Below are 24,308 nucleotides of genomic sequence, written 5' to 3' on the forward strand. Positions count from 1 at the left end.
AGCATTATTTTTGCTGTTGAACTTTTTTTTATTTTGGTAAGTGATTCAAGAAGTTTTTAGAAGCAAACCCCTGAACTTCTTCTTCAGTAAATCTTTCAAGTAAAGCTTGTATAAAATTTTGAGTTTCTCCCGCATGCGACAATCCTTCAATATACGTACTGATGCCATCAAAATCTGACCCAAAACCAATATTATTAACGGCGCCTAATTCCACCAACCGTTCAACATGAGGAATCAAATCTGCTATTGTTACTAGATTGTTTTCTCCATCTTCAATCGTAAATGTTGGATTAAAAATAACATGAATCATGGCATCGCGTTCAACCATTGCTTTGATCTGATCATCATTTAAATTTCGCACATGACTACATAAAGATAACACATTCGAATGAGTAGCAATAGGATATTGCGCATGCTTCATGACATCCCAAAATCCTTGAACACTTAAATGAGAAACATCAGTGAAGACTTTTCGCTCATTCAAGCGTTTGACGATTTCAAAGCCAAATGTTGTTAATCCACCGCCTCTTGGTTCTCCAACTCCATCAGCTGCAAGATTAGCTGGATTCCAAGTCAATCCTACTGATAGTATTCCAGCATCCAACAAATACTCTAACTTATCCATATCATTGCCAATAGAAGATACACCCTCAAGAGTAAGAAATGATCCTATTTCATTCTCTTTCAACTCATGAATATCCGACCATTTTTTTATTTGTTTTACTTCAGGATGTTTACCAAGTACGTCATTTTGATAAAATGCAATTTGTTCTAAAACCGCTGCAAATTGCTGATCCGATGGCAAACTGGGTTCGATAAAAATAGCAAAAGCCTGTACTTTAACCTTTCCTTCTTTCAAACGTTTAAGATTGACTTCTAATTGATTTGAATCTTTAAAATCTAAGCTACCTTTGTTCACTTGCATCTTATAAAGAACATCACAATGCATATCAATACTATTCAAATGGACCCCTACTTTCTGCTTTTACGCACTCAACTTATATTTCCTCATCATACTTTAACCATAATAGAAGTGCAATACAAAAAAATGATTTTAAATAGCTAAACTGCTTATCTAAAATCATTCATATTGATTAATTTATTTTACGAATAGGTTCTTCTACAAAATAAAGAACTGCCCCTCCAATAACAAAGAGAACGATCAATGCGAATACCCCATTTAAAGAATTCCCCGTTACTTGAGAAATGATTCCAACTAAAAAAGGTCCGACAACTGCTGCAAATTTTCCGAAAATATTATAAAAACCAAAGAATTCATTTGCGTTTTCTTTAGGAATTAATTGACCAAATAAAGAACGGCTAATCGATTGAACTCCACCTTGTGCTGTTCCTACAAGAACGGCTAATATAATAAACGTTAATAAAGAATCTAGCGATAACGCAAAAATACAAATAAACGTATAGGTAACTATTCCTACATAAATCATTTTTTTATTGCCGAATCTACCTGCTAATACTCCATATAAAATAGAAAACGGGAATGCTACAAATTGACAGATTAGCATCACCACAATCAAATCATTGGCCATTAGTCCGACGTCCGCTCCGATAGCAGTTGCCATTTTAAAAATAGTTCCTACTCCATCAATATAGAAAAAATAAGCAATTAAAAATAAAAAAACGTTACGATACTGACGGATATTCCTAATCGTCTCCCACAATCTCAAAAAACTATTTTTAACAACATGTGGTTGTTTTTTTATATACGTTTTTTGTTCGACATTTTTCCAATAAGGAATGGTAAATATAAACCACCAAAGAGCCGTTGCTGCAAATCCACCTTTGATAAGAGCAATTTGTGAAATAGGAAGAATTTGGGTTAATTGAAAGAAAATAAAAATAACAAATGGAATGGAACTGCCAATGTAACCCCATCCGTATCCTGCACTAGAAACACGATCCATTCGATTTAAGGTTGTAGAATCAATTAAAGATGCATCGTAAAAAATGTTGGCTGCACCAAAGCCAATCGAAGATACCGCGTAAATAATCAATAATAACAACCAGTTCTCATCTGGAATAAATGCAAAACTAAACGTCGCAATAATACCCAATCCTGTAGCTAAAGAAAACATTGGATTTCGGTAACCTTTATAATCAGCAATTGCACCTAATATAGGCGCTAACAGCGAAACGGCTAAAGTTCCAATTGCATTAGCATACCCCAAATAAGCAGTTGAATTTACCGCACTCACACCCGCTCCTTCAGAAACTGCTTTGAAGAACAACGGAAAAACAGCTGTAGTAATCATAATCGAATAGGCTGAGTTAGCCCAATCTTGTAAAATCCAACTTTTTTCTATTTTTGTGTATTTAAACCGTTCTTTTCCTATTTCCACTGCTCTCACCTCGCTAATTAAATAATCCCTTTAAAACCTTTCCATCAACAGCCTGTGGAAATTTCAACCCCATTGCATGCAAAAAAGTTGGTCCTTCATCAATTAAACGAGCTACAGGTATTCGTGCATCCGCATTTATACTTGGTCCAGAAATAAATAATGTGGTTTCGTAGTTTTCTTTTTTGGGGCTATACCCATGTGTTCCTTTATGAAAAGGAGTTTCTTTAGTGGATTTAATTTCTTCTAAAAACGAACCGTTGCTATCGCTAATAAAATAATACCCTTTTTTTGCTTCAACTAAAAAACTGCACGTCTCATCTGCTCCTAAACGAGCGGCTTCTTCTTGAGTATAAATCGTTTCGATTTGTTCCGAATGCTGTGCTAAAAGTTGGTGTACTTCAGCTAGGTCTACTTCCGGTTTTGTATAAATATAACAAGAACCATCTGCTCCCTTAGCTAAAACATCCCACTCTTGGATCAGCCCATCTTTAGTTTCTTTTAGCCAGCCCTGTGCTTTGAACAATTGATTTAGCCTAACCACAGTGTGCGTGTCTAATTGGTAGTGATCACCAAATAGAGCTAACACGGTTTCTTCAAAGATACCTTTTTCTTTCATAGCGGTAATGATTTGATTCAAATGATCATCCATGCGTCTAATAGCAGCCTTTGCTTCTTGAGAATCAACACCAAAATGATGTCTTGTACTGTCTAAATCAACTAGATGTATCGCCATTAAATCAGGGTTTTTAGAGTGAATCGTGTCTACAATTCCAGCAGTCAAAAAATGATCTAATTCTGGTTGCTGAATACCTTTACGCATTTTTCCAAATTTACGCTCTAAATCTAAAACGAATTTTGGTGAAGATGACCACAACGAGATTAGTGCTTGTGACTGCCAAGGACGATTGGCGAAAATTTCAGTTAAATTATACTTTATGGCTTTGTTTCGTCCAGTAACCGGCCATAAAAAGGAAGCAATCGTATATCCTGCTTCATGAGCGATATCAAATAAAGTTGGAACTTTGATATCTTTAGCATACCAATGCCAATCCGGTGACTCTCTTTTTGGTTGGACATATGTATTGTTTGTAATACCGTGTTTATTAGGATATACTCCCGTAACAATTGATGTATGAGCCATATAGGTTAAAGATGGGTAAACCGTTTCTACTTTTTCAACTCTTGCACTTCGATCCAATAAATACTTAAATGTTGGAAGCGTTTGGGCATATTCTAAATCTTTTGCACCAAAAGCATCTAAAGAAATCATGTATAGACGTTGTTTCTTCATTCATTCTCCCCCTTGATTAATCTATTATCCCACAAGCTTACTTTTAGAGAAAGAGCATCCGTGTTATTTTTATGTAAAGAGTATTAAATTTTGGATCTTCGCCAAAAGTTGTGGATACAATAAAATAGCATTTCTTCTGGAATAGACGCGCTTGCTTGTGGAGAGCCATGTGACCGTCTGAAGCCAGAGTCTTCAGACTTTCAAGCCTTAAACAAAGCGTAATCGCTGAAGTTCCAACGCTTTGTAATTCGCATTGAATCCTTAGACATGGCTACAAGCAGCCCTTATTCCTCCAGAAATAACCTGTACTCGATTTAATGAATCCACGCTAAAAATTGTAGAGCATAAAGTTTATTTATTTTCGCAAAAAAAAAACACTGATTTTATCAGTGTTTTTTCCGACAGTATTCATTTGCATAAATAGGTCCCATGAATTCCACAAAACAGAGGGGTCCAAACACCTGCATCTTGCAGTTGTACGAAGTACGGTTGTGCCTGTCTAAAGTTCCAATCACTTGTCGCCGCAGCGAAATGACCGAAGTCACCTGATTGGAGGTCAACTCATCGCATGTACGTACTTTACCATATCTATTCACTAAACACAAGTTTTTTTAATTATTTATTTATGAAGTTATCAAAATAAATGTTTTTTTACTACCTAGAACAAAAAAGAATTTCATTTCCTTTTTATCTCTTTCAAGTCTTTCCTTTACCTCTCTCCATGCATATCATTGGTACTAACAAAAAAGCTGTTCTATAATAGAGGTGATTCATTTAGAAGAATTTTTCTCATTACTAGGCAAGACTTTAATTTAAGGAGGCCTTTTTATGAAAGAAGAAGTCATTATAAATTATCTACAACGTCATGGCTTAGAAGCAAAAACAGGTGATACCATTTTGGTTGAAAGAAAAACTCGGAACCGAAAATGGTATGCAACATTATTAGGTAAGAATGAAACCGAAAAAATTTACCTGAATTTTGCTGAAAGAGAATTCGTTATATTGCCAATTGAAAAAGATTCTATGACTCCTATTGAAGGCGATTATGCCCAAGTTCCTTTAACAGAAGTTAAATCTATTTATTTCAAAAAGCAATCCAATTTCTATAACCTACTCATTCAGTACAACGACGCTACTGCTACCGATGATCGCATAAAAAAATACAAAGTTCCTAAAGAAGTTGCCGATTGTTCTTGGCATAAAGAAAATCTGGAACGATTAATTGAACGCTTTGGTTTTAAGGAATCTAAGTAACACAAAAAAACGATTTTTAGACTTTATTGTCTAGAAATCGTTTTTTTTGATCCTTAATTTAGTTAAAAGTAAATTGTTTGATTCTAGTTTTGGATAACTTCGATTTTATAACCATCTGGATCTGTAATAAAAAAGAAATTCGCTGCATTATCTGGGAGAGCTTTTAAATCAGTAACTTCATAACCACTAGCTTTATACTCTTTTTGTGTTGCGGCTAAATCATCCACACCAATTGCAATGTGACCATATCCATTTCCAAGGGTATAAGCCTCTTCTTGATCATAATTATATGTCAATTCCAATTCATAGTCATCTCCACCCAAAGCTAGATAAACTAATGTGAATTTAAGTTCTGGAAAATCTAATCTCTTCGCTTCTTTAAACCCTAATACAGTTGTGTAAAAGTCCATTGATTTTTCTAAATCCATCACACGCACACAAGTGTGCAACATTTTTTTTGCCATTTATCCTTCATCCTCTCATTACAATCATTTGTACATTCTTATCTTAATGCATTTTTATAAAGAGTTCAAAAAATATGTCATTCATGTAATTCTAATGGCAAATTATCTGGATCTTTAAAAAATGTGAATCTTCCACCCGTGTACTCATCTACACGAACGGGCTCTGTTTCAACGCCTTTTTCATTCAATGATTGAATGGCTTCGTCAAAATCGTCTACATAAAAACACAAATGTCTTAAACCTGCAGCTTCTGGTTGAGTTGGCCGCTTTGTTGGATAAGGAAAGGAAAACAGTTCAATTTCACTAGTCCCTAACTTTAAATCTAATTTGTACGAATCCCGTTCTGAACGATAATTTTCCCGTAAGATTTCTAAACCTAATACTTCAGTATAAAATTGTTTTGATTTTTTATAGTCAGATGCAATGATTGCAACATGATGAATGCTCTTAATATTCATACAACATTCCTCCCATTAATTTTTAAATATCGCGGATCATTTCAATACTCGTAAATTCTACGTTTTTAGTATCCTCAATATCTTGAAGATAGTGAAATCCAAGAGCTTCATAAAATTGACTACTCTCTTTATCAGACTTAAGGAAACTAACCAATTGAGTACTGTTTCCTAGTAACTGCTGCATTTGTGTTAAGTGATTTACTAAACGCGTTCCAATATCTTTTCTTAAATAATTGACATCAACATATAAAACAAAAACTTTCCCCACTTTAGAATCAACTATTCCGCCGCCGATAACACCAATTACTTTTTTGTCTAACCGAGCCACAATCCAGCCACTCCATTTAGCCGATACTTCTTCAATTTCATTTAGAATTCTTTTAGGATTATAGTATTCTTCAACTTTTTCTTGTACTTGTTGTTTATCACTTACAGCTTTCGCAGTACAAGCATACCCTTGTATACAAATCGCAACAATTTCATCCACATCTTTAGCAGTTGCTAATTCGATACGAACTTCTTCATAATCTGAAGTTTCTCCAACCTTGATTGATCTCATACTTTTGCTCCTCTATTTAAATTCCTAATAAAGTATCCAGCTCTACCCTTTTCTTAACTGTACTTTCTTGGCTACTCTAAATTAGCATTAAATAACCCATTTGTCACGAGCTTACTGTTCTAGTTTAAAATATTTTTTTGCCGTTACAGATTGATTTACGGTATACTTCATATAGTTTACTCTTTTATAAGGAGGGATATACTCAATTGACGATCAGTAATATCATATTGCAACAACTAGGCAGTATGTTTGTTCTTATATTTTTCGGATACATATTGGTTAAAAAAAATGTCCTGAATATATCAGGAACTAAACAATTTGCTAATATGCTAGCAAACTTCATTACACCTATACTTTTATTTATGTCTTTTCAGCAATCCTATGAAGCTAATCAATTTAAATGGTTTTTAGCAACAATAGTCATTACAATCTTGTTAATAGCAGTGCGTATTTTAGTAAATTATTTTTTCTTACGCAATGCTTCTCGAACAGATCGTTACGCAACAACCTTTACAAATGCAGGGTTTATCGGAATCCCTCTAGTTCTAGCCGTTCTTGGCTATGAAGGAGTCTTTTTTGTATCAGCTTTTATTACTGTGACTAATATTGTGCAAAGAACCTATGGACTTTACCTTATTTCTGGAGATAAATCATTGATCACTCCTAGAAATTCTTTTTTGAATCCTGCTTCTCTAGGTTCTCTTCTAGGTTTGATTGTTTATTTACTTCAAATACAGTTGCCTACTATTTTGAGTGATTCTCTTTATACCATCGCAAATTTAAATACACCACTAGCTATGATTTTATTAGGCAGTTATGTGGCGCAGTCTAAATTAATGGATGTATTTACTCATCCACGAGCTTACTGGACTACTTTCTTATCCTTGATTCTATCTCCGCTGATCAGCATCTTTGTGTTATGGCTATTGCCTTTAGATAATTATTTAGTCTTTTTTGTACTAGCTATCGCATCTTCTGCTCCTATTGCTGTAAACACAGCTTTATTCTCACAGCTTTATGGTGGAGACTATGAATATGGTGCGCGCTTAGTGGTTTTATCTACTTTGCTCTCCATCATCAGTATGCCTATGGTCTTACAAATTGCTGAATTCGCATTTTCAATGAACTAAAAAAAACAATATTGAGAAGTCTGCCTTCTCAATATTGTTTTTTTTTCGCTGTGTAATAACGTATTTGATTCAATGCGGCCGAGAGGAGTCGAACTTCCACCAGGGTTACCCTGACCAGCCCCTCAAGCTGAAATATGAATTTTAAATATTCTCTAATACCTTTTAAATCTTGTGTTTATTGAGTTTTTGAGTTTTATTTATTTTATAAAGTGGATATGAATTGATTGGTATTTATTTTCAGTCGGAACAAAGTCGGAACTTTTTAACATAAGTCGGGCGGGCTTATTTTTTTTACATTCAACCAGAAAGGTAATAACTTTATTCTATCATATAACAATCAAAGCCACTTGCCGGCTTAGAAAACACTGTTGCATCAATTAATCATAAGCTTTAGTTCAAAATTAGTGCAAACTATTTATAAATAGTAGTTGATTTAAAAAAGAAAAATGGTTTTCGTAAAAAAAGAACCTTCCTATTATATAGGAGGTTCTAAACCTTAGCGAGTAGGATGATAAAATAATATTAACATAAATAAATCAATTGAGATAGTTTGCATATATTATAAGTAACCCTAATTCACTTACCCTCACCCTTCATCCAGTGAGGGTATTTTATTCTTTACAAACCGAACGTTTGTTCGTATAATAAACACGAGGTGAACGATATGAAAAAAATGAAGATTCAAGAATTCAACCAGGACTACATGATGATAGATGAAAAAGAAATGTGTTTTGAAGAAGCATATCCAACTAGAGAACAATCTGATTACATACTGAGTAAAATTTCTCATCCAGAGATCAAAGAATATAATATCAAATACTCAGCAGACTCAACTGATATTAATCTAGGTGAAATTGGAAAATACAGACTAGATGGCGTTCCATGTGGTTTCAATGCATTTATCATTACTATCGAAATGGAGGAATGATTGTGGATGATATTTGGGGATTAAGTGAATCAGCGTTGCTACTTATTGAGGATAAACTAGATGAACTACTAAAGGAGGAGGAGGATGAAGAATCATGAACGCTGCAATGTTTACTGGTAAAGTTGTTTCGGATGTTAAAGTAATTAACACAAAACATGGTTACCCCTTTTGTTATATTGCTTTAGATGTTAATGGTAAGATTCAAAATTTACTGATAACTGGACGGAAAGCTTTTAAATTTGTATATGAAGTTGAGAATGGTACTGGTTTAACCGTTGATTGTATTATTAATGATCGTAAGCAATTGTTTATTCAAGAATATAAGATTGACAGTCAACCTACTCTTTTAGGTCAATTATGGGATTATAAAGGTAGACGACTACCATTTAAGAAAACTATGTTTTAGAATGAATCAACTGTATTTATTTAAACTTATATTCTATACTTAGGAAATAAATTAATATAGTTAAAAAATTCATTCTTATAAAGTGGGGTATACAACTTGGAAAATACTCAATTAAAAATACTTACTAAAAAACATATTGATAATACTATTTTTATAGCAACAAATAAAAAAGATGTGCCCTTCAAAGAACTTGAGCTGATTTTAGAAGAAGAAATGTTTATTACTTTATCATTTATTGGTAGTGCTTTAAATAAAATAAATGGTACTGAAGAAGAAAATAAAATTATTCATGCTTTTAAATATGCTTGGAATGTCACAAAACATGCAAAAAAAGTTTATAGAATAAATGATTTTAACTATGATAAAACTTCTATTTTAGGACTTGGAAAAGTTGGTCAAATGCGCCTCGGAAATTATACACCACAACTCTTTTGGAAAGAACTGCCTTTTGAAAAGGGTGGTTTTGAAAATCATCACAAAAAATACATGGATAATTTATATAGTAAAGATATACCTGATAAATTAAATGAAATATATAGAATTATTGATAAATATTTATAGGTTCTTAATTATAAAATAAAAAAGCCACCTCAATTAAGAGATGGCTTTTTTCTATTTGTTTAGTTCTTTTTTGTCTAATATTATATAATCAAACGAGAGGGAGTTGTTAATATGGATAAAGATGAGAAATTGAGTTGGAAAGAACGCAAGGACCTTGTTATAGAAGCAGGTATAGCAAGTATTCCTACTGTTGGGGGTGCTTTACAAACTCTGTATTTTGGATCAAAAAATGAGAAAAGATTTAAAAGAATAGAAATGTTTTATGAAGAATTGAGTGACGATTTAGAATCTGTTAAGGAAATGTTACCAAATATTTATGATATACCCAATAGAGAAGAATTTTTATCTTTATTAGAATCAATAAACGATGAGGTTGAAAAAGTTAGCTCCCAATCTAAAAGTGGTAATTACCGAAAAGCATACAAGAATATTTTGTTGAATTCTAATAAACAATCGTTTGAAAATGAATCTTTTTTTATACAAATTTTACCTAGCTTAACAGAGCTAGAGATAAAATTTTTGTACTCTCTATATCAAAATAAGAATAATATCGGAAATCCTCAAGAATTTGTGAAAGGTTTTAGCTTCAGTATGGAGTTGGCTCAAGGTAGTTTAAATAGATTAAATAATTATGGTCTTGTTTCAAAGCAGATTAACGGTTTGTCTCTTGGAGGTAGTAATTCTGGTGAAGATGCTATATTTCAAATAAACGATTTTGGTTCAGAATTTATCATGTTTATCTTTGAATAATTCATATTTAATAGCAATAATCACAATAACTAGCCATAACCACCAGTACTTAATCAATAGCTCCCCCTGAGTTAGATGTATTAAATCGCTTAAGAATAACATTGAACCCCTCCTAAATAACCCTATCTCAATCAAGTGATAGGGTTAAGTTGTGTCTATTTAAATAATGCTTCGAATGTTCCTTGTCCTACTAGACCATCTACTTTTAATGCTTTAGCGCTTTGGAACTTTTTAACAGCTTTATCTAATCCGTCTCCGAATTTACCGTCAAAACCTTTTACGTCATAACCTTTACAAATTAATGCAGCTTTGATTAAACGAGTAAGGTTACCATTTGCTCCTTCACGAACCGTGATACAAGCATTTTTTGTTTTTGCTCCCCATAATCCATCAACTTTAAGTCCTGCATTAAACTGGCTGTTCAATTCCATTTGTAATGCTTTAATCAATGCTTTATTTGTTGCGGAACCAGCTAAATTATCAACAATTAGTCCCCCATAAAACCAACGATTCAAGAACATCTGAACACCAGCAATTGATTGAGTTTCTGTTGTTGTTCCTGTAATTGCTGGTTTAGTTGTAGGAGTAGCTTTGTTTGTATTTCCACCACCTGCAGCTTTGAATCCGTCCACATCTTGTTCCAATAACCATCCAGTAGCAACTTTACCTTTACCAATTAAATAAGCTTTTTTAGAGCGTGATTTAGAAACTGGCATAGAAGCTAATACGTCGTAAACTTGGCCAATTACAAATTTAGGAATAGTTGAACCCGTTTCCCAATGAGTTGCTTGCTTGCCAACTTTAACGGTTTTTCCATCTGGTTGAGGTGTTACTGCATTTGGAACTGTTGCAACCGGATCAGATACTCCTTCGTTTTTAAGCATTTCTTCAACTGTTTTACCTAGTGACATATACTTAGCAACCTTAGTGATAAAGTAATCCTTAACAGCATTTATTGATTTACCGTGCAAATCCCATGAACGATGTGGACACGACGTTGAAGAAAATTGGCTATGCAATCGAATTGTGTCGCGATTTGGTTTCAATCCATAGTAATGGAAATCTTCTGCTACTTGTCGTAAAGTCATATCTTCATTTTTAATAAATTCTTTATCAGAAATGATTCCGTAGTAACTTTGTACAACTTCATACCCTAGATACCAAGCATTTCCTTCGTTGTTAGCTGTATGCCAAGCTTTATTATTAGTATTATCTGCTCTTAATATAGCAGAACTGTTAATATAATATGGGGCAAACCCTAAATTTAGTTGTCCGTTATTTTTACGAGTAATTAGCCAAGGAGTGTACTGTTGAGGTGTCATTGCGCCGTAATCATTATGAATAACTCCTCCTTTTGGGTTACCTGGACGTTTACCCGCTTTTCCATTTACGATATCATCGCGATTAAGTCTATTTACAGTACCCATTATTTTCCCTCCTCTTTCAATTCAATTACTCCAACTTTGGTGCTGTTGAATGCATCATTCATAGCTTTTACGGATGCTTCAATTAAGTTTTGTAATTCTGCATCTGTGATATTTATTTTATTTTCATTTAATAATTTGATTGCTTCTTTTCGAGCGTTGGCCAACTTGATTGCACCATCTTCATTTTGCCAAATTTGTTCAGCAGCGTTGACAGCAATATCTACTAGATACTGTTTATTTGCTAATTTCTCCGTATTTCCTAACTCTTTTAAATAATTAACAAGCTTAGTAGTTAACCATCCGACTAAAGCGACTACAACTGCAGCCATTCCATTAAATAAAGCATCTTGTATTGCATCCATTATTTATCCCTACCTTCTTTTAATTTGATAATAATTTGTTCTAAATTAAACTTGTCTTTTTCCATGTCTTCAATAATTGTTTCTAATTTCTCGTTTTTGCCTTTTTCCAGTTCCAATTCTGTATAAGCTTCTTTTAGTTTTTTATCTATTCTTTCAATTTCTTTATACGCTCGATCCAGTAAATCAATATTTGTCTTTTCTTTTCCGCTCTTACGTGTAAAAAATGCAGATAAAAGACCAGCAGCTCCTCCTCCTCCAATCAATAAAACAAGTAGTTGTTCAAACGTCATAGTTATAGTCTCCTTTCAAAGAGACCCTCAAACAAGCCACGAATACAAAAAACATGAATGTATGATAAGGGTCTGGATAACCTGTTCCAAAAGCGAATGTTAAGCTAACTATCCATAACCCTCCCCATATGGCGCTTAAGATCCAGATTGACCACTCTTTTAAATGCTTATTGTTTAACAACAAACCTATTAGTTTTATAAGCGCTGCTATTAACAAAATTAAGCCAATCCATCTTCCGGGTAATCTACTCAAATAAGGTTCTGCATGTGCGGTTAAATAATCAGCAAATTTAAACAAAAAAGATCCATGAAGAATGCTGGTAAATGCAACCATAAACCCCCAAAAATCTGATGGTCGTTTGTTTTTAGCTACAATCAATTCTCTTTTTAATCTTGTATTTTCCATTTCTCACCTTCCTTTTCTCAAATTAAAAAGAGCAACCATTTCTGGCCACTCTTAGGTAATATAAAAGGTAGCCGAGTTAACGACTACCTTTGTTAGTTTTTAAAACTTATTTAGATATTTTATCTTCTATCCTCTTTATGACTAGATCAAAATCCCTTAGCGTTTCATTATACACATTTGAGAAGTTTTCATTTTCAAAAAACTTTTTTTCTTCAGACGAGTCTACAATTTTTTTCAACCTTTCACATTTACTCTTTATATCTTCTCCTAAACTTTCTAACTCTTCATAATGATAATGATATTCAGACGGCCTCATGTGTTTCTTTTGTGACTGTAGTTTCACGATTTCTTCAATAATCCAATAGGTAGACCGGTACATATACTCTTTATTTTGTGATTTAATTTCTTTGAAGTTATCCTTAAGTTTCATAACCACTGACTTATTTTCTCTCAATTGAATATTGAAACTATTAAATGTTGCATCATAATTAATAGCTATTGATTTACTAGATAGTCGGTTAGCTTCATCTGACCTTTTATTCGCTTCACTAGATATCTTATTGGCTCTCCAAGCGAAAAATACTGCTACTATAGCAATTGAAAAAGTGAAAATGTCTATCGAGTTACTTAAAATCCAACTTATTATTTTTTCCAAAATATTATCACACCTCTTTTTACTAAGTATAACAATACCTTTTAAAAAAAGTAGGACTATTTTTTATTCTGTTACAGAAGCCTCAGCAGCCATTTCATCTTCAACTTCATAAACTAAAGCAGTGAATTCAGCAATATCTCGTCTGATTTGAGCTTTGTTAGCCTCGTATAAGGCAGCGTTTTGTACATATTGATTGATACTTCCTACTCCTGTATCACTAGGAATGGTAGCCGTAAGTTGCATTACATTTTGTTCATTGATCATTGCATTTCCTGTAAGTGTGATTTGTTTAGTAGTTTTTAACATAATAATTTCCTTCTTTCTATTTTTTTATTTCATTAGTTATTTATTAGTGAGATAATCTCCTTATCAGCAAGTGGCCTGCTGAAATAATTTATAAAGAGGTGATAAATATGGCAAACGTTTACCAAATTCCCCATAAATATGATATGTCCAGATATCATCAAGTAGATACAAAATCACCAGTTAAAACAGCTTTTCAAATTGGTAGTAATTCAGAACTTAAAGTAGTTTCGCTTCACGAAAACGGTCTGGTTACTTTCTCTGATGAAAAGCAACGAGAATTTTGGAGTAGTAGACCCTTAACGGATAACGGAGACAGAACGCTTTCTTTTAACGGTTAAATTTGTATATTCCATTAGAATAAATTTTTGAGTTTTTACCATTTATTAATGCTTTTTTCTTTAACACGACCTTCACGGCTACCCCAATAGCTGTGAGGGTTATTACTGTTTTTAACATATTATTTTTCCTCCTCTTTCATATCTTCTTTAGCTTCAAAAGCTTCTTCTAACAATTCCATTAATGTTTCAAAATCTTCGTCTCTCAACGCTTCTTTACCAGTAAATTCATCTTTTTCTAAAGCATCAAAAAAGGACTTGATTTTAGATTCATGTTCCACCAAATCAATTCCGATCACTTCTTTATTCAATTCTTTTGTTTGCTCATTGGCTTTCTTTTGAGCTTCTGGGTCATCTTTGTATTTATCCAACCAAATTAATTTTCCATTGTTTTCAGCAAAAGTACCATCGTCTTTTTTCTTGAAATAATCCGAACGTATATCATCTAAATCTTCTAAAAATTCCTTGTTTTTTGCACTCAATGTTTTTTGAAGTTTACCTTTACCACGTCTAGCTTGACGCCCTTGCACCGTGATATTTTCTAACGCGTTATAAACTGGTACTATTTCACTATTTTTTAATTTGATTGTTTTCATAAATTTAAACAGCTCCCTTTAATGTTTTGATTTCTTTTTCTAACACTATTATTTTATTTTTCATTTGCTGAACTTCACTATCTACTTGAATAGCTATATTCATAGCATCGTTTGCAGTGGAATTAGCTGTTGTTGCTAATGAATCAATCGCGATTACTTTTTGATCTAGTTCTTGAACTCCTTTAACTAAATAAGCAGTAATATGACTATCGTATATTCCTTTACCATCTACAGTAGCAACCATTAGACTATCTTCAGCAATAAAACCCTTTTCGATTTCAAAGATACCTTGATTCAACTTATCAATTTTGTTATAAGAAACGGGTCTTAATTGTCTTATGTTATCTAGTCCTCTTTCTAAAGGAACAATATTCGTTTTCGTATCTCGAGAAGATTGTTTAACAAAATCACTCGCTACAAAGTTGTATCTAGTGCCATCTGCTGCGCCAGAAACGACTGCTCCAGTACCTTGTGGTGTAATGTATATATCTCTCGCTCCATCACGAGGAGTTGAAATAGAATTACCAGCAATTCTTAAACTTATACCGGTTGGATGACGCGTTTCATATCCTCCAGATATTACTGTCCCTGTAGCTGTACTATCACCGTATTTAGAAACAATGAATGATCCAGTAGATCCGTGGAAAGCCGTCATGTTTTGCCCTTCAGCTTGTAAACGCATGTTTACTCCGCTTAAATCCTGCGAAACGAATTGGATGTATTGATATGAACCTGGTCCACCACCAATTAAATGTAATGCGGTATTCTTAGAAGTTCCTGTATTACTTGCAAAAGGTTGCAGCAACAATCCCTCGCTTTGATACTTTAAATAACGACCTTGTGCGCCATTTTGGAATCTGATTTCTCCTTGCATGAGTTGCAATAAATCACCTGTAGACGGGTTAGTGAAGTTCATAAGACCTGTATTTAAATTCCATGTCGAACTAGCACCAGATACTGTACCAGATGTAATACTGTTTGCATTAAAATTAATCGCATTGAAATTAGCAAAGTTAGCTGTGCCACCAGTTATTTTATCAGCTGTAATGTCTATTGCTTTAACCGAGCTGATAAAAGAAGACTTAACAGTCAATTTTTGAACGACTGCATCATTGATAAAGACTTTGTCAAATAGTCCTGCATCAGCTTTTATCATATCAGTAGTGATAGCATCCGTAATCAACACTTTATTTCTTATGGTTGGGATATCTGCATAAACGGCTGATAGTGTTTTAACATCCAAAATATCTACAAATGCACTAGTCATCGTTACATCGCCATCTAGCTGAATCCTTTTACCTTGTAATAGAATCCCTTCAGTAGATACATTGATTTGACTGATTAGCTTACCCGATTCAGCTATTTTGTCCCACGCCAGCCAAGAACCATCCCCATTACTGATTCTTTGGAATACGCCATCCCCAGATGAAAAAGTTTGGGTGATAGCACCACCACTTGAATCATCCCATGGTACTTTTGTAGTTAATTGCCCATAGCTTGCAGAACCATTAATAATACCTACTGTTGTTCTTAGTTTGAATTCTTCGACTGTTTGCTTTGGATAATTTGCATAATACCAGCTAGGAAATTGATTGTCATACCTAGTATCTTTTACTGTCTTATCTGATAAAATAGCTTCTGTGACATCACCTTGAACAACCCTTAGGTTAATAGCACTGTCTAGTTGAGTCATTTTACTGTTATAAGTAGCTGATTCAACTTTCGTACTGACTTGAGTAGCCAATTGAGTGACTTGAGATTGGTTTGCTTTAGTCCCTACAACTGTATTGATTCCATTTACAGTTGCTTCTAAAGTTGTGAATTTCTCAAGCGTTGCATTACCAATATTATTGATTCCTTGCGGTACTCCATTGATTACCTTACTAGCTATTTCAGCATATGGTGAGTCAGTTGACACTCCTGAAATCATTTCTATTCCTGAACCTTTACCAATTCCAGCAATTCCTAATAACGCAAATGGTGACCTATGAATGGGTGTTTGAATCTGAGTACCTGTACCACCAATTCGTTCCAAAGCGATTCTCAGACGACTGGTCGTTATATTTATGGCATCATAAGAGGTTAATATAATGAATACCGAATCATCCAATCCATTTAGCTTGTCTGCTAGTTGGTTTTGTGCGATGGTATGGTCACCACTATATATGTCGTAAGTCCCATCAAACACAGTTGATAAATCTGTCCTTCTTAGAGTTGTAACCCTCAAACCTATATCATATGAATCATAAATAGTTTTACCATTTACCATTAAAATTCGGTTAGCCATTCTATTCCAACCTGTACCCCTTATATAAATATCACCTTCTGCCATTTTGGTATTTAAATCTGTACTAACTTGTGTAATTAAAGTGCTTAAACCATTAGCTGTAGCATTTAGGGTTGTTTCATTTACATACTTTTTAGCAGCAACCAAGCTGTCTACCTGAGCTGAAGTTAATCTGGCAGCAATAGCTGTTGAATTAGCAGATATTTTCAACTCATGCTGATCTACTACTCCACTAATGGCATTTACTTGTGTTCTCTCAGCTTTAAAACCAACTGTCTGAGTTAATGCATCATAACTAGTTGTAAGACTGTTTACGTTATCCGTAGCTGATTGAGCTTTTGTTAACGCATCGATTGCATTTACTTTGGCTGCATCCACATCCACTCTCATGAATCCAGCATCTTCGATTGCTTTATCTGCTTTTAGTACTGCAGCATTAGCCGAATTAGTAGCTGTAAGGACGTTTTGATTAACAATGAGTAATTGGTTGTCGAATTCTTGTGCTTTGGCTTCTGTGTATTGTTTGGCTTCTTGCTTGGCTGATTCGAAGTCTCGTTCTGCTTTGGTTCGGTCGAGGTCAGCTTGTTCTATTGCAGCTTTAACTTCTTGGCCAATAGCATCCATTCGATTATTAAAAGGATGGGGAATCCAATTAGCAGACTCTTCATTCCATATAAACATGCCACCTTTGTTGTCAAACCAGACATCACCTTCGTTGTAGTCACCTTCTGGCTCATATTCACTGTAAATCATTTTTTGACCTAACTGATTGATAATCACGTGTGCAATTGACTTATCTACAGAATTTTTAATATTCGTTTCTACAACTGAGATTGTATTTTGCACGGATCCAGTAAAGTGTTCTAAGGCATCCCCGACAAAGATTTTGATGTATCTATTGTTAAAACCATCATACTGATATTTTGTCATACGAATCAGCATATCTACATCGTGTTTTAAATACTTAAGGTTTAATTTATCACCTAAAGCCACTTCAGTTTCATCGACAATATTCGTATCTAACTCAATCGTTCTTGATGGCTTATCAATGTTTTCAGTAGAAAATTTAAGGGTTAACCAGTTTTTCAATTCTTGTTCTGTGCGTATATCGTTATTTGTAAATTGTTGCTCGAATACAATTCCGCTATAAGCATTAATCAATGGGCTATCTACCGTAGTTTTAATTCTTTTAGTTAGTTGTTTCCCATCTGGTCCGTCTTCCGTCCATTCTGACTTTCCGTGAACACGAGTAACAATTCCTTGAATGGATTCTTTATCTACAAAATCAGTTATGTTTTTCTTTTCGTATAGCAATGCATCTGTATCTTTACCAAGCCGACTAACCAAGCGGATGTCATAACCATTAATGATTATTTCGCCACTCCAACGATTTACGATTCTTTTAAAAACTTCTAAAGCATCGTATAGCTGATTAGGATCTTCTTGTGCATCCGTTTCATCTCTCACACTAAAATCATGAGCGCTTAAAATATTAGAAGTGAAAGAAAATTTTGTACCTAGTAATAAATTATTTATAAACGCATTTAATGCTGATTGACCACTTGAATTGCTTATTTTAAAAGGTTTTATTAGCTTATTCCTTAAATCTGCATACAACAAAGGCCACGCTTCAAATTCAACGTAGCCTAGTCTTTTGTTTACATCCATGATTCTAAATGGCTGCATCCCATCAGGAGTATGAGCTTTAATGATTTTATCTTTTTGAATTAACTTATACCGGTTATTTTCATCCAGTGGATGTTTTCCAGTGACAAAAAATTCATCATTAATTGTTCTGTCTACAGTTACTTCATACGCTTTTGGAAAAGATTGGCCGTTGTATATGAAGTCTGTAGTTGTACTTTCATACAAGTAAATTATAGCCAACCCCACCTTTCTACTAGTTCAATATTCGTAATTCCTGGACCTAGGGTTATTTTCAAACTGCTATCTTCTGGTAACTCAAAAAAATCACCCCTCATAACGCTATTGATAGGTGAATTGTATTGATCATAGATATTCTGCTCTAAAGGTTTATTTTCAATAATGAGTTTAGTAATGATCTCTTTCAAATAAACCGTTTGGCTACCTATCTTTATAGACGTTTGCACGTTACTATTTCCATTAATAATAATCTTTGGATACATTGGTGCATTGGTATGATTGACTATTGTAGAACCATTTGTGTACACCTTTGTTTTTTGTTCGATCTCATACCCAAAAGGATTCGTCATAAATGTAATGGTTATTCTATAGCCTGCAATATTATCAATTACACTATGGCCAATGTCTACATCTAAAATCTCATAAAAGACATCTGGCTCATCTGCTGCAATCAACTGACCGCTATCCTTTGCCCATAGTTTGATTCTTCTCATGTCCTTTAAACTTGCTGTTGGACAATAAAGCTCGTAAATTTTTTCAATGGGTGACCAAGCATTGACAGTTTCTTTAATGGCACCTGTAGAGTAATCTGTTTCAATCAATTTATTTTTCTTTTTTGCAAAACGAAAACCATCATTCACTTCTACATAAACAGGAAAAGGAAAATCAGCTGTTGATTTCCCATTTACCTTTAATGCATTAATTCCTATCAGCTTAACCACCCCCTTTCATACTCATAATGCTTCCACGGTTAAAATTGTGGTTCATTATGCTATCTACTTCGTCGTAGATACTTCTTCCAACTTCTCTACCATCCATTTGAATCACTTGTCCTTGTGCAACTAACTGTATTAGTGCTTGCAATAAATTGTTCGTTTCACTCATGTCAACCTTACTTCCGCCACCTTGTTGATCTAATACTTTAGTACGTTGCCCTTGCGAAATAGGTGTGATGCTTACTTTCCCTTTAGCAATATTAAATATTTCTGGACCTGCTTCACCAACTAAACCAGCATAGCCATCATAAGCATTTTGAATCGTTCCACCTTTTGCAAATTTAGGAATCATATCCAAATATTGTTTCAACTGATCATTACTTCTTGCAGATGTTTTAAAGGATTGTCTGCTTGGCCATACACGAGTACCTTTTGGTAAATTATGCAACTCATCAGTTGATCCTGACACACCAAAGCTTCCAGAAGGTGTTAAATAAGGTTCACGCTTTCCACCATCACCTAACTTGAATGTTCCATCATAAGGCGTTGCTGGAGTACCAGTTGCAAATCCTAGCCAGCTTCCTGCTTTTTTAAAGAAACCAGTAATTGTAAATGACTTATCTTTAGCAGCATTTTTTGCGCTATCTATTTGTCCTTTAACTTTTGGTGCATTAGTACTAGCAGTAATATAGGGAGATTGAGTGTTTAATATTTTCGCTGCACTAGTGGTAGCATTTAGATTCCCTTTAGTGCTATTTGAGTTATCTGTTACCGGTATATAAGGAGCTTGATTATTTAACGTTTTTGCTGAACTTGTAGTCTTATCCAAGTTACCTTTTGTTTTCCCTGAGTTATCAGTTACTGGAATATAAGGAGCTTGACTATTTAAGATAGTAGCTGCTGTTGTTGCATACTTAAGTTTACCTTCTGTTATTGGAGCATTTGTGCTTGTTTTAATAACTGGTAATTTACTACCTAAAATATCAGCAGATTGAGATGTACTATCTACCTGACCTTTTATAGCAAGAGTATTAGAGGAAGCTAAAATATTTGCATATTTTAGTTCTGGTACCTCATTTATAGCAATTTTTGATTGTCCAGCTACTTCTGGTGCATTTGTTGAAGCTACTACTTTTGCTTCTTTAGGAACCCAGGTAGTACCATTCCAAGTATAGGAAGCTTCTGCACCTTTTACTGCTTCTTCTGAAGAGTTACTTGTAACAACCATTTGTTTTTCTTCAGGTGTTAATAAGTTCCACAAGCCTGTTGATTCCAACGCAATCTGTGCTGCACGTCCAGCATTAGTTGAAATAATCATTTCTTTTTCGGTAGGAGTTAAGTTTTCCCAAACACCTGTATCAATCAAAGCTTGTTTGACTGTTTCAGGTGAATTACTGTTCAAAATTGCCATTTTATCTTCGTACTTCATACTTTCCCAATCATAATTGGCTTGTAAGAAAGATGTAGCTACTTGCCCAGCATTTGTTTCAACATCTGCAAATTGAGTAGGGAAATCCATTTCCCACCACTTACCATTTGCCATTAATGCTTCCATGATTTTTTCTTTTGCATTGGTATCTAATTCAGCGTTTTGCATAATGAATTGGAGATTATTCCAACCCTCTTCAGATTCACTAGCCTCAGTGATAACTTTATCAAGATTGGTTGTAACTTTTCCTGTTTTTTCATCTAGGATCATACCATTCCAAGTGTCATTAGCTTTTCGTACTTCTTCACTGGCATCTTTAGAGGACTCTGCCATATACTTATTCGATTGAGCTATTTGTTGATTGTTTAAGTCTAATTGAGCTTGAATCTCAGAATAGCTTAAGCCCATATCAGCAAGGATTTTTTTTTGTGTTTCTAACGGAATATCTCCACGTTCTTGCCAAACTTTCAAGTATTCCATACCGATTTCTGATAAGTCACCTATTTCAGAAGCGTTTAAAGCAGCCATCGCATCGTTGTATTGTTCTCTGCCTAAAACACCACTAGTTAATTGTTCCTCAAGTAACTTAGCTTGTTTGTCATAACCCTTTTGTATAACTGTTGCTTCATCGTTTAGCATTTCTGTTCGTTGTCTTAATTGTTCAGTAGAAAAGGATCTCAAATCTTCGGTCATCACGGCTTGAACTTTTCGTTGCTCTTCTGCACTCAATTTAAGAGTTTCACTTCTTATTTCAGCTAATCTTGAATGATAATTTTCAATAACGATTAACTCTTCATCCGTAACAGATCTATTTTCAGCTAACGCATTTTCATAAATACCAGTGATGGCTGCTTGAATAGTGTCTATTTCTTCAACCAATTTAGATTGTTCTGCTACACCTGCTGTCATTGAATCTCCAACAATCTTTCTTACAGATTCTGGTAACCCAGCAAGTCCTTCCTCTGTTTCAGATATGGTTTCTTTTATATCTTCTTTGATACTACCTGCCATTTCTGAATAAGCTGTTATTGCTCTACTTGTACCATCTTCAACATTAAAAGCCATTAAATCAGTAGCAAGTCCTGCTTCATCAGATAATGTTTGAAAATCATCAAGTGCTTTATCAGCTTCTTCACCGATATCAGAACCCCATTGCTTAGTTCTTTCCCCAGCTTCATAAGCACCTTCACCCCAAATTTTCCAAGCACCATAACCAGCACCGACTGCTAAAGTTATACCTGCTATCCAGGGTAATGCGGCTCCTAAAGCTAAAGTTAAACCACCAACACCACCTGCTCCACCTGCTCCTGCAGCTGCTAAAGCCAAATCATCAACTGATCCTACTGCAACTTTAGTAGCTAATGACGTTTGTGAAAGAGATGCTTTTAAGCCCCCATAAACTTTTGTAGATGCGCCACCTAATTTTATTAAAGTACCAACACCTTGTCCCATGCTACCGATTGCAGATAACATTGGTCCAGCAGCAGCAGCTAAAGCTAACCATTTAATAATGGTTTGTTGAGTCTCATCATCTAATTCATTAAACGACCCAACTAACTGTGTGATTTTTTCTGCTATTTCTGTTACAGCTGGAGCCAAAGCTTCGGTCAATTCTATTCCGGCGGTTTCTAAAGCACCCATCATTTCATCAAGGGTTCCGGCAACATTATCTTGCATAGCTGTTGCCATCTTTTCTGCAGAACCTGTAGAATTTTCTAAGCTTTTTGATAGAGCATCAACTTTTCCAGAACCTGCATCAACTAGAACCATCATTCCGTTCATGGCTTCTTGACCAAATATAGTAGCTAATGTTGAAGCCTTTTGCTCATTTGTCATTCCAGCAAGTCCATCTTGTAATTCAGTAACAATTTGTGACATTGGTTTAATTTTACCTTGTGCATCAAACATTTGTATGCCAAGATCACTCATTAAATCAGATGCTGCACTTGTTGGTTTTGCAAGACGTGTTAATGCACCACGTAATGTAGTTCCGGCCATCGAGCCTTTGATTCCTGCATCAGACATTATACCGATTGCTGCAGCTGTATCTTCAAGACTTAATCCTAAATTGGCTGCAGGAGGAGCTGCATATTTAAGTGCCTCAGCCATATCTCCCACTTCAGCATTTGTATCTGCTGCTGCTCGTGCAAATACATCTGCAACATGACCTGCATCTCCAGCTTCAAGTTTAAATGCATTTATTGCAGTTGCTGCTGCTTCTGAAGCTAATGCAACATCTCCTCCTGAAACGGCTGCTAAGTCAAGAACACCAGACATAGCATTCATAATTTCTGTAACTGTAAAACCTGCACTGGCCATATTTTCCATACCAGCTGCAACTTCAGATGCACTAAAAGCAGTACTGGCTCCTAGTTCTTTTGCTTGTTCAGTTAATTGAGATAACTCTTCTTTAGTTGCATCAGCAATAGATCCTACACGGCTCATTTGTTGTTCGAACTTAACACCCGCTGTTAAAGCTGCTGTTCCCATTGCAATTAAAGGTAACGTTACTCCAGTAGTTAATGTACTACCCGCTGATTGTATTCCTCTAGAGAATGTTTTAACTTTATCTCCTACAGTGGTTAACTTTGCAGATACATCTGCTAAGTGTCCGCCGTTCTTAATATACTCTCTATTTAATGCTTGCATTTCATTAGATAATTCACCCATGCTAATTTTTGCAGCATTAATTTTACCAGGCATCTTATCTAATTCTTTTGTATATTGTGATTGATCTTTTTCAAGCTTGTTTAAATTAGTAGCTAATTCTTTCGTTTCTTGCTTAGATTCTTGCCAAGCTTGTTTCGCCTTTTTCGTTTCTGTGGCATTTAAACCTGAAGCTTTAGCAAGCTCACGATATTCTTTTTCTAATCGATTAGTGTCTGCTTGAGATGATTTTAGAACTGCAGCTGATTCCTGCCATGCTTGTTTCGCTTTTTTGGTTTCAGTAGCGTTGTACCCCAAAGTTTTACCTAATTCACGGTATTCCTTTTCTAAACGATTGGTTTCATTCTGTGTCGTTTTTAACGTTCCAGATGAATCTTGAAATGCTTGTTTTGCTTTATTCGTCTCAATCGCACTATTACTAGTTGTCTTTGCGAGAGTACGGTATTCCTTTTCTAAACGATTGGTTTCACTTTGAGAAGATTTTAAAGCGCTAGTAGTACTTGTAATTTCACGTTCTACTAATCCAAGAGACGTTGTAAATTCCTTTTGAGCATTACTTAACGTCTTCAGTTTATTTTTTTGAACATCATACTCACGATCTAAACTTTTTAACTGTGTTTGGAACTTATCAGCCGACGATGCACCTTCACCAAGCTCTAGAATGGCTATTTTAGTTTCTTGTGACATTAGACGGGCAGCAGAACCTGCAGATCGTAAATCATCTTTATATTGGTTTACACCTTCAGCTGTTAACCGGACACCCAATTTTCTCAATTCTCCGGCCATT

General features: G+C 34.6%; 23 protein-coding genes and 1 pseudogene. 7 read left to right on the top strand and 17 right to left on the bottom strand.

Annotated elements, in window-relative coordinates; genetic code table 11:
- Window positions 1–28 precede the first annotated feature (28 nt).
- The 3 genes and pseudogenes from BLT48_RS05515 to BLT48_RS05525 form a co-directional block, all read right to left on the bottom strand.
- Window positions 29–967: pseudogene (locus BLT48_RS05515) on the bottom strand (dipeptidase); the annotation flags it as partial.
- Window positions 968–1,094: 127 nt separating this feature from the next.
- Window positions 1,095–2,369: an MFS transporter gene (locus BLT48_RS05520; RefSeq protein ID WP_089975993.1), complete on the bottom strand. Its 1,275-nt coding sequence runs from the start codon at window positions 2,367–2,369 to the stop codon at window positions 1,095–1,097.
- A gap of 4 nt (window positions 2,370–2,373) precedes the next feature.
- On the bottom strand, window positions 2,374–3,651 hold the full coding sequence (locus BLT48_RS05525; RefSeq protein WP_089975996.1) for an alkaline phosphatase family protein: 1,278 nt from the start codon (window positions 3,649–3,651) through the stop codon (window positions 2,374–2,376).
- 828 nt (window positions 3,652–4,479) lie between these two features.
- Between BLT48_RS05525 and BLT48_RS05530 the strand changes: the two genes are divergently transcribed.
- Window positions 4,480–4,905, top strand: a complete 426-nt coding sequence (locus BLT48_RS05530) for a hypothetical protein (RefSeq protein ID WP_035020025.1) — start codon at window positions 4,480–4,482, stop codon at window positions 4,903–4,905.
- An 83-nt stretch (window positions 4,906–4,988) separates the two neighbouring features.
- Here BLT48_RS05530 and gloA read toward each other — a convergent pair whose 3' ends face one another.
- From gloA to BLT48_RS05545, 3 genes are all read right to left on the bottom strand, one after another.
- Window positions 4,989–5,369: a lactoylglutathione lyase gene (gene gloA / locus BLT48_RS05535; RefSeq protein WP_089976000.1), complete on the bottom strand. Its 381-nt coding sequence runs from the start codon at window positions 5,367–5,369 to the stop codon at window positions 4,989–4,991.
- Between the two features lie 77 nt (window positions 5,370–5,446).
- Window positions 5,447–5,827, bottom strand: a complete 381-nt coding sequence (gene gloA2, locus BLT48_RS05540; RefSeq protein WP_035020027.1) for an SMU1112c/YaeR family gloxylase I-like metalloprotein — start codon at window positions 5,825–5,827, stop codon at window positions 5,447–5,449.
- Window positions 5,828–5,849: 22 nt separating this feature from the next.
- The gene (locus BLT48_RS05545) at window positions 5,850–6,386 is read right to left on the bottom strand and encodes a GNAT family N-acetyltransferase (RefSeq protein ID WP_035020028.1); all 537 of its coding nucleotides are present in this window, start codon (window positions 6,384–6,386) and stop codon (window positions 5,850–5,852) included.
- A 206-nt stretch (window positions 6,387–6,592) separates the two neighbouring features.
- Between BLT48_RS05545 and BLT48_RS05550 the strand changes: the two genes are divergently transcribed.
- From BLT48_RS05550 to BLT48_RS05570, 5 genes are all read left to right on the top strand, one after another.
- Entirely contained in the window at window positions 6,593–7,516 is a 924-nt protein-coding gene (locus BLT48_RS05550) for an AEC family transporter (protein ID WP_089976003.1), read from the top strand.
- Between the two features lie 664 nt (window positions 7,517–8,180).
- Window positions 8,181–8,444 (top strand): hypothetical protein, encoded by a 264-nt coding sequence (locus tag BLT48_RS05555; protein WP_089974581.1) that lies wholly within the window; start codon window positions 8,181–8,183, stop codon window positions 8,442–8,444.
- A 94-nt stretch (window positions 8,445–8,538) separates the two neighbouring features.
- Window positions 8,539–8,850: an ssDNA-binding protein gene (locus BLT48_RS05560; protein ID WP_089974584.1), complete on the top strand. Its 312-nt coding sequence runs from the start codon at window positions 8,539–8,541 to the stop codon at window positions 8,848–8,850.
- A gap of 96 nt (window positions 8,851–8,946) precedes the next feature.
- On the top strand, window positions 8,947–9,411 hold the full coding sequence (locus BLT48_RS05565; RefSeq protein WP_089976007.1) for a hypothetical protein: 465 nt from the start codon (window positions 8,947–8,949) through the stop codon (window positions 9,409–9,411).
- A 111-nt stretch (window positions 9,412–9,522) separates the two neighbouring features.
- The gene (locus tag BLT48_RS05570) at window positions 9,523–10,161 is read left to right on the top strand and encodes a hypothetical protein (protein ID WP_089974590.1); all 639 of its coding nucleotides are present in this window, start codon (window positions 9,523–9,525) and stop codon (window positions 10,159–10,161) included.
- A gap of 155 nt (window positions 10,162–10,316) precedes the next feature.
- Here the strand turns inward: BLT48_RS05570 and BLT48_RS05575 are convergent, their stop codons facing one another.
- From BLT48_RS05575 to BLT48_RS05600, 6 genes are all read right to left on the bottom strand, one after another.
- Complete coding sequence (locus BLT48_RS05575) at window positions 10,317–11,588, bottom strand: peptidoglycan recognition protein family protein (protein WP_089976010.1); 1,272 nt, start codon at window positions 11,586–11,588, stop codon at window positions 10,317–10,319.
- Entirely contained in the window at window positions 11,588–11,950 is a 363-nt protein-coding gene (locus BLT48_RS05580) for a phage holin (RefSeq protein ID WP_089974599.1), read from the bottom strand. Before BLT48_RS05580 ends, BLT48_RS05575 begins: the two co-directional genes overlap by 1 nt.
- Window positions 11,950–12,240, bottom strand: a complete 291-nt coding sequence (locus BLT48_RS05585; RefSeq protein ID WP_089974602.1) for a hypothetical protein — start codon at window positions 12,238–12,240, stop codon at window positions 11,950–11,952. The genes BLT48_RS05580 and BLT48_RS05585 overlap by 1 nt, the downstream gene beginning before the upstream one ends.
- Window positions 12,230–12,646: a hypothetical protein gene (locus BLT48_RS05590; RefSeq protein WP_089974606.1), complete on the bottom strand. Its 417-nt coding sequence runs from the start codon at window positions 12,644–12,646 to the stop codon at window positions 12,230–12,232. Before BLT48_RS05590 ends, BLT48_RS05585 begins: the two co-directional genes overlap by 11 nt.
- Window positions 12,647–12,752: 106 nt before the next feature.
- Window positions 12,753–13,301, bottom strand: a complete 549-nt coding sequence (locus BLT48_RS05595; protein ID WP_089976013.1) for a hypothetical protein — start codon at window positions 13,299–13,301, stop codon at window positions 12,753–12,755.
- Window positions 13,302–13,364: 63 nt separating this feature from the next.
- Window positions 13,365–13,607, bottom strand: coding sequence for a hypothetical protein (locus tag BLT48_RS05600; protein ID WP_089976016.1), 243 nt, complete (start codon window positions 13,605–13,607; stop codon window positions 13,365–13,367).
- A gap of 107 nt (window positions 13,608–13,714) precedes the next feature.
- Here BLT48_RS05600 and BLT48_RS05605 point away from each other — a divergent pair, with 107 nt between their 5' ends.
- A complete protein-coding gene (locus BLT48_RS05605; protein ID WP_089976019.1) occupies window positions 13,715–13,945 on the top strand; it encodes a hypothetical protein in 231 nt (76 codons plus the stop codon).
- Here BLT48_RS05605 and BLT48_RS14305 read toward each other — a convergent pair.
- Genes BLT48_RS14305 through BLT48_RS05625 form a run of 5 tightly spaced genes read right to left on the bottom strand, consistent with a single transcriptional unit; the run spans window position 13,935 to window position 24,307 of the window.
- Window positions 13,935–14,063: a hypothetical protein gene (locus BLT48_RS14305; RefSeq protein ID WP_267462124.1), complete on the bottom strand. Its 129-nt coding sequence runs from the start codon at window positions 14,061–14,063 to the stop codon at window positions 13,935–13,937. The genes BLT48_RS05605 and BLT48_RS14305 overlap by 11 nt on opposite strands.
- A 1-nt stretch (window position 14,064) precedes the next feature.
- Window positions 14,065–14,538, bottom strand: a complete 474-nt coding sequence (locus BLT48_RS05610) for a DUF1617 family protein (RefSeq protein WP_089976022.1) — start codon at window positions 14,536–14,538, stop codon at window positions 14,065–14,067.
- 4 nt (window positions 14,539–14,542) lie between these two features.
- The gene (locus tag BLT48_RS05615; protein WP_176944080.1) at window positions 14,543–18,712 is read right to left on the bottom strand and encodes a phage tail spike protein; all 4,170 of its coding nucleotides are present in this window, start codon (window positions 18,710–18,712) and stop codon (window positions 14,543–14,545) included.
- A complete protein-coding gene (locus BLT48_RS05620; RefSeq protein ID WP_089976028.1) occupies window positions 18,703–19,431 on the bottom strand; it encodes a hypothetical protein in 729 nt (242 codons plus the stop codon). The genes BLT48_RS05615 and BLT48_RS05620 overlap by 10 nt, the downstream gene beginning before the upstream one ends.
- Window positions 19,424–24,307 (bottom strand): phage tail tape measure protein, encoded by a 4,884-nt coding sequence (locus tag BLT48_RS05625; RefSeq protein ID WP_089976031.1) that lies wholly within the window; start codon window positions 24,305–24,307, stop codon window positions 19,424–19,426. The genes BLT48_RS05620 and BLT48_RS05625 overlap by 8 nt, the downstream gene beginning before the upstream one ends.
- Between the last annotated feature and the right edge of the window lies 1 nt (window position 24,308).

The organism is Carnobacterium viridans (genome assembly GCF_900102725.1).
Lineage (GTDB): Bacteria > Bacillota > Bacilli > Lactobacillales > Carnobacteriaceae > Carnobacterium_B > Carnobacterium_B viridans.

Excerpts from the sequence above, each read along its gene's own strand:
- BLT48_RS05525 (WP_089975996.1), bottom strand. The coding sequence starts at position 3,651 with ATGAAGAAACAACGTCTATACATGATTTCTTTAGATGCTTTTGGTGCA.
- BLT48_RS05530 (WP_035020025.1), top strand. The coding sequence starts at position 4,480 with ATGAAAGAAGAAGTCATTATAAATTATCTACAACGTCATGGCTTAGAA.
- gloA (WP_089976000.1), bottom strand. The coding sequence starts at position 5,369 with ATGGCAAAAAAAATGTTGCACACTTGTGTGCGTGTGATGGATTTAGAA.
- gloA2 (WP_035020027.1), bottom strand. The coding sequence starts at position 5,827 with ATGAATATTAAGAGCATTCATCATGTTGCAATCATTGCATCTGACTAT.
- BLT48_RS05545 (WP_035020028.1), bottom strand. The coding sequence starts at position 6,386 with ATGAGATCAATCAAGGTTGGAGAAACTTCAGATTATGAAGAAGTTCGT.
- BLT48_RS05555 (WP_089974581.1), top strand. The coding sequence starts at position 8,181 with ATGAAAAAAATGAAGATTCAAGAATTCAACCAGGACTACATGATGATA.
- BLT48_RS05560 (WP_089974584.1), top strand. The coding sequence starts at position 8,539 with ATGAACGCTGCAATGTTTACTGGTAAAGTTGTTTCGGATGTTAAAGTA.
- BLT48_RS05570 (WP_089974590.1), top strand. The coding sequence starts at position 9,523 with ATGGATAAAGATGAGAAATTGAGTTGGAAAGAACGCAAGGACCTTGTT.
- BLT48_RS05575 (WP_089976010.1), bottom strand. The coding sequence starts at position 11,588 with ATGGGTACTGTAAATAGACTTAATCGCGATGATATCGTAAATGGAAAA.
- BLT48_RS05580 (WP_089974599.1), bottom strand. The coding sequence starts at position 11,950 with ATGGATGCAATACAAGATGCTTTATTTAATGGAATGGCTGCAGTTGTA.
- BLT48_RS05585 (WP_089974602.1), bottom strand. The coding sequence starts at position 12,240 with ATGACGTTTGAACAACTACTTGTTTTATTGATTGGAGGAGGAGGAGCT.
- BLT48_RS05590 (WP_089974606.1), bottom strand. The coding sequence starts at position 12,646 with ATGGAAAATACAAGATTAAAAAGAGAATTGATTGTAGCTAAAAACAAA.
- BLT48_RS05600 (WP_089976016.1), bottom strand. The coding sequence starts at position 13,607 with ATGTTAAAAACTACTAAACAAATCACACTTACAGGAAATGCAATGATC.
- BLT48_RS05605 (WP_089976019.1), top strand. The coding sequence starts at position 13,715 with ATGGCAAACGTTTACCAAATTCCCCATAAATATGATATGTCCAGATAT.
- BLT48_RS14305 (WP_267462124.1), bottom strand. The coding sequence starts at position 14,063 with ATGTTAAAAACAGTAATAACCCTCACAGCTATTGGGGTAGCCGTGAAG.
- BLT48_RS05610 (WP_089976022.1), bottom strand. The coding sequence starts at position 14,538 with ATGAAAACAATCAAATTAAAAAATAGTGAAATAGTACCAGTTTATAAC.
- BLT48_RS05625 (WP_089976031.1), bottom strand. The coding sequence starts at position 24,307 with ATGGCCGGAGAATTGAGAAAATTGGGTGTCCGGTTAACAGCTGAAGGT.